General features: G+C 70.7%; 5 protein-coding genes. 3 read left to right on the top strand and 2 right to left on the bottom strand.

The genetic code is table 11. The annotated features are described in order from the left end of the window. The coding region (locus tag ACQKIP_RS38840; RefSeq protein ID WP_427745227.1) for an alanine--tRNA ligase-related protein at positions 1-711 on the bottom strand (711 nt) is incomplete at its 3' end. Positions 712-1,084: 373 nt separating this feature from the next. Here ACQKIP_RS38840 and ACQKIP_RS38835 point away from each other — a divergent pair. Further along, on the top strand, positions 1,085-1,528 hold the full coding sequence (locus ACQKIP_RS38835; protein ID WP_365854173.1) for a hypothetical protein: 444 nt from the start codon (positions 1,085-1,087) through the stop codon (positions 1,526-1,528). 18 nt (positions 1,529-1,546) lie between these two features. Here ACQKIP_RS38835 and ACQKIP_RS38830 read toward each other — a convergent pair whose 3' ends face one another. Then, a complete protein-coding gene (locus ACQKIP_RS38830; protein WP_365854171.1) occupies positions 1,547-2,362 on the bottom strand; it encodes a methyltransferase domain-containing protein in 816 nt (271 codons plus the stop codon). 126 nt (positions 2,363-2,488) lie between these two features. On the opposite strand from ACQKIP_RS38830, the gene ACQKIP_RS38825 reads away from it, so the two are divergent. After that, positions 2,489-3,151: a TetR/AcrR family transcriptional regulator gene (locus ACQKIP_RS38825; protein WP_365854169.1), complete on the top strand. Its 663-nt coding sequence runs from the start codon at positions 2,489-2,491 to the stop codon at positions 3,149-3,151. Positions 3,152-3,255: 104 nt separating this feature from the next. Further along, positions 3,256-5,184, top strand: coding sequence for a S9 family peptidase (locus ACQKIP_RS38820; protein WP_365854167.1), 1,929 nt, complete (start codon positions 3,256-3,258; stop codon positions 5,182-5,184). Positions 5,185-5,259: the final 75 nt, after the last annotated feature.

Below are 5,259 nucleotides of genomic sequence, written 5' to 3'. Positions count from 1 at the left end.
GTCGTAGACCGAGCGTCCTCCTTGCAGCAGCGAGGCGAGCCGTTCCAGGCCGAGCCCGGTGTCGATGTTGCGCTGGGGGAGCGGCACGAGGGAGCCGTCGTCGAGGCGGCGGTGGCGCATCATCACGTGGTTCCACACCTCCACCCAGCGGTCGTCGCCGGTCGGCGTGGACTGCGGCGGGGTGTCGCCGGTCCACAGGAAGATCTCGGAGTCGGGGCCGCAGGGCCCGGTGGGCCCGTTGTCCCACCAGTTGTCCTCGACGGTGAGTTCCACCGGCAGTCCGCGCTCCTGCCACAGTTCCAGGGAGGAGAGGTCGGGCCCGGTCTGTCCGTCGCCGCCGAAGACGGTGACGTGCAGCAGGCGGGGGTCGATGCCGAACCCGTCGGTGAGCAGCCGGTATCCCCAGTCGAGGCTCTGCGGTCCTTCGTAGTCGCCCAGCGACCAGGTGCCGAGCATCTGGAAGACGGTCAGATGGGTGGGGTCGCCGACCTCCTCCAGGTCCGTAGTGCGCAGACAGCGCTGCACATTGACCAGCCGCCTGCCGAGCGGATGAGGCCGGCCCTCCAGGTACGGGGTGAGGGGGTGCATGCCCGAGGTGGTGAAGAGGACCGGGTCACCGGAGGGCGGCAGCAGGGTCGAGCCGGTGATCCTGCGGTGGCCCCGCTCCTCGAAGTACTCGACGAATCTGCGGACGATGTCGTCGGTGCTCATCCAAGGGGTGGGGCGGGTGTCCGTCGGGGTGTTCATGCGGGTGTTCATGAGGTGGCTCCTTCGCATATGTGTGCGCATATGCAGTGGGGAGGCACCGGACAACGGGTCCGCGCACCGGAGCCGGGGCTGGAACGCCTCGGAAAAAGCAGAACACCGGCGGACCGTGTCCGGTCGCCGGTGGAAAGGGGGCAGTACGTCAGGCGGCGGCAACCGGCGAGCTGGGCGCTCGCGCGGTCGCGGTGGTCATCAAGCCGGTGACGTTCATGCGGCCGACGATAACGCGCGCAGATCCCGGCTGCATCCGGTTTTTCACCGGGGGAGAGGACTGTCACGGGCCTCGCCCCGCGGACGGGCCCGCGCCTACGTTCCCTCCATGAGGCCCGCTCACGTCGCCCACCCCTTCACGGCCGTCGACAGCCAGCCGCGGCCGGGGGAGCTCGTCGACCCCGACTACGCCACCCAGGTCCTGGACATCGAGGACCAGCACCTGGCCGCCCGGGTGCTGCGTTTCCGTGCCCAGTCCGGCCTGCGCAACGGCACCCTGGCCCACCGCCATCCCGGAATGCTCGCCGCTCGCGGCCTGGAAGAGGTCGCGGTGGAGGCCCGGATGCTCGTCGTGCGGGATGCCGGGGCCGTCGACAACGTGCTGGGGCTGCGGAGTTGGGCGCACACCGCGGCCGCACGCGGACACCTCGACCCGGCGGACGCGGACAGGTTCGTGGTCCGGTTCGACCGGGCGGTCTCCACCGGACGCTTCACCTACGCGGTGACCTTCTTCCTGGCTTCGGGAACACTGCGAACACTGCCGAGCGCCTGAACCGACGGTCCGGGACCCTCAGGGGCGCCGGCCCCACGCGGAGATCATCGGTGACGTGGTGAGATCGAGGCGGCCCGCGGTGACGCTCGCGAGATGCCGGTCGATCTCCTCGTCGGTCGCAAGGCCCGCCTCGACCAGCCGGTCGCGCACCTGCCGGACCGTCGCCGCCTCCAGGACGTCGCAGGCCGCCGACGTGATCGGGAAGTAGGCGTCCGCGGCGACATCGGCCAGGCCCGCCTCGCGCAGCAGCCTGGGCACCTTGCGCCCGTAGGCCAGGTCGGCTCCGCGCGCCGCGAGCAGCGAGCGGAAACCGGCCCGCAGCCGGTTGGCCAGGGCCTGCTCGGGCCCGTACTCGTCCAGGCAGATCAGCGGCTGCGCTGCGGGATCGGCGTCTTCCACCAGAAGCCACCCGCCGGGCCGCAGCGCGCCGGCCATGGCGCGCAGCGCCTGCTCCCTGTCGGCCACATGCACGAGGACCAGCCGTGCGTGGACGAAGTCGAAGCCGCTCACCGGCGCTGCGTCCCGGCCCACGTCGTGGCGCAGCACCTCGATGACCCCGCCTGCCGCCGCGGAGGCCCATGACGTGTCGATGTCGGTCGCGAGTACCCGCCCGGTCGGCCCGACCCGGTCGGCCAGCCATGTCACCACCGAGGAGCCGCCCGCCCCGACCTCCCAGCACTGCCAGCCCGAGGTGATCCCCAGGGCCTCGATGTGCCGGAAGGTGGTGGGGTCGAAGAGCTCGCCGAGCGCGTCGAAGCGGGTGCCCGCCTCGGACTGCGCGTTGTCGAGGAGATAGCCGCTGTCGCTCTGGGGGTCCGGTGCAGGGTGCGTCATGGGGGGATTGTCCCCCGCGCCTTCCGTTGCCCTGTGCCTCTGCTGGTGCCTCTGACTCCTTGCGGTTCGTCACTTAGTGACATAGTGTCGTTTGGAGACAGCAAGGGTGAAGGGTGGCAGGGAGCCATGGCGACGGAGAAGCGCGGCAGCGGCGGAGGAATGAGCGAGCAGCGGCGCGCGCGGCTCCGTCTGGAGATCTCCCGGGAGGCGGCGCGCCTGTTCTGGGACCAGGGAGTGGCCGGCACGAGCGGCGACCAGATCGCGGAGGCCGTGGGCCTGTCCACGCGCACCATCTGGCGGCACTTCCGCAGCAAGGAGAGCTGCGCCGAGCCCATCGTCATGCAGGGCGTCGTCACCCTGCTGAGCGTGCTGCGCAGCTGGCCCCGGCAGAGCTCCCTGGAGGACCATCTGACCACCGAGCTGACCAGACTCCGGCAGGAGGGGCCGCCCGTCGACCTCGCCGACGAGATGCTCGCGATGAAGATGATCCGGCTCGCCGACACCGAACCGGCGCTCCGCACGGCCTGGCTGATGGCCTGCGACCAGACGGAACGGGAAATGTGCTTGATCATCGGCGGCCGGCTGGGGAGGCCCGCCGGTGACCTGGACGTGCGGATGCACGCCGCGTCCGCCGCCGCGGTCATCCGGGTCCTCGACGAGCACATCGGCGCCGCCATCCTGAGCGACGCCGATCTCACCGAGTTCACCGACATCACGGCCGTGTCGCGCAGATACGCCCACGGGGTCCGCACGGCCACCGGCGGACTCGTCGGTGACCCCGTCGCCTGAGGTCATCCGGACCGAGGCGCACCGCAGCACGCCGCACCGCGGCGCACAGAAGCGAACCGCAGCAAGGCGACCCGCACCACGGCAAATCCGGGAGGGAATTCCGTATGTCCGACACCCCGCGCGAGGTCCCGCATCTCGCCGTCGAGGACTTCTTCGGCGCACCGGTCCGCGCCAACGCATCGATATCGCCCGACGGCACCAGGATCGCCTATCTGGCGCCCTGGCGGGGGCGGTTGAACGTATGGGTGGAGAGCGTCGACGGCGGCGGGCAGGCGCGCTGCGTCACCGCCGACGGCAACCGCAGCGTGCACACGTACCACTGGACCGACGATCCGCGCTGGCTGCTCTACGAGCAGGACGGCGACGGCGACGAGAAATGGCACGTCTACCGCGTCGACCTGGACAACGCCGACGCCGAATCGGCGGACCCGGCAGCCGGGGCCGTCGACCTCACCCCGTTCCCCGGAGCCACGGTCGCCGGGTTCGAGATGTCCGCCTCCCGGCCGGGCAAGGCACTCCTGCACCTGAACCACAGGAACCCCGCCGAATTCGACCTCTGCGAAGCCGACATCGCCACCGGCGAGCTGACGATCCTCGCCGAGAACCCGGGGCACGTCGCCGGCTGGCTGTACACCCCCGGCGGCGACCTGTACGCCCAGACCCTGACGGCCGACGGCGACATCGAGCTGGCCCAGTGGGAGATCGGGACGGGCGCGCTGCGCGTGGTCACCACCTTCGAGGGCTCCGACCACCCGCTGAACGTCTGGCCGTTCCAGCTCACCCCCGACGGCACCGGCGTATGGATCGGCTCCCACCGGGACACCGACCGCACCTGCCTGGCCCGCCTCGACCTGGCCACCGGAGAGCAGACCGAGGTCGACAGCCACCCGGAGTTCGACCTGGACACGCGCGCCGTCGTCTTTCCCGCCCTGCCGTCGCCGCTCATCCGTGACCGTGCCACCGGAGAGCTGATCGGCGCGCGCTACCTCGGCGAGCGGCAGGTGATCCACCCGCTGGACGCGCACTTCGCCGAAGTGCTGGAGAACCTGGAGAAGCTGTCCGACGGGGACCTCGCCACGATGTCGTCCGACGCGAGCGGACAGCGCTGGGTCGTCCGGTTCACCCACGACCGTGACCCCGGGGCCACCTTCTTCTACGACCACGCCACCGGCGAGAGCCGCCTGCTGTTCCGGCCCTTCCCGCACCTGGACCCCGAGGTCATGGCCCCGATGACGCCGGTCACGATCCGCGCGCGCGACGGCCTGGACCTGCCCTCGTACCTGACCCTGCCGGTGGGCGTCGAGCCGGCCGGCCTCCCGCTGGTCCTCCTCGTCCACGGCGGCCCGTGGTCGCGCGACAGCTGGGGCTTCAACCCCGTCGCGCAACTCATCGCCAACCGCGGCCACGCGGTCCTCCAGGTCAACTTCCGCGGATCGACCGGCTACGGCAAGGCGTTCCTCAAGGCCGGCATCGGGGAGCTGGCGGGCAAGATGCACGACGACCTCATCGACGCCGTCGACTGGGCCGTCGACCAGGGGTACGCGGACCGCGAGCGCGTCGCGATCTTCGGCGGGTCGTACGGCGGATACGCCGCGCTGGTCGGCGTCACCTTCACCCCGGACGTCTTCGCCGCCGCCATCGACGCCTTCGGCATCTCCAACCTCGTGACCTACCTGGGCTCGCTGCCCGAGTTCGCGAAACCGCAGCTGGTCAACAACTGGTTTCTCTACGCGGGTGATCCCGGCGACCCGGAGCAGAAGGCGGACCTCCTCGCGCGCTCGCCCCTCGGCAGGGTGGACCAGATCCGCACACCGCTGATGGTGATCCAGGGCGCCAACGACGTCCGCGTCGTCAAGGCCGAGTCCGACCAGATCGTCGACGCGCTGCGCGCCAGGGGCGTCGACGTCGAGTACATGGTCAAGGACGACGAGGGCCACGGCTTCGTGAACCCCGAGAACAACATCGACATGTACCGCGCGGCCGACCGCTTCCTCGCCCGCCACCTCGGCGGACGAGCGGACTTTGGTGCGTGAGACCCGCATACCGGCACCCTGAGGAAGAGACATGCATCTGACGCTGCCGCAAAGCCTCTACCTGCTCTGCTACAC

The organism is Streptomyces sp. NPDC059900, assembly GCF_050270335.1.
In the GTDB taxonomy this organism is placed as follows: Bacteria; Actinomycetota; Actinomycetes; order Streptomycetales; family Streptomycetaceae; genus Streptomyces.
This window is presented reverse-complemented; position numbering and strand designations above follow the sequence as displayed.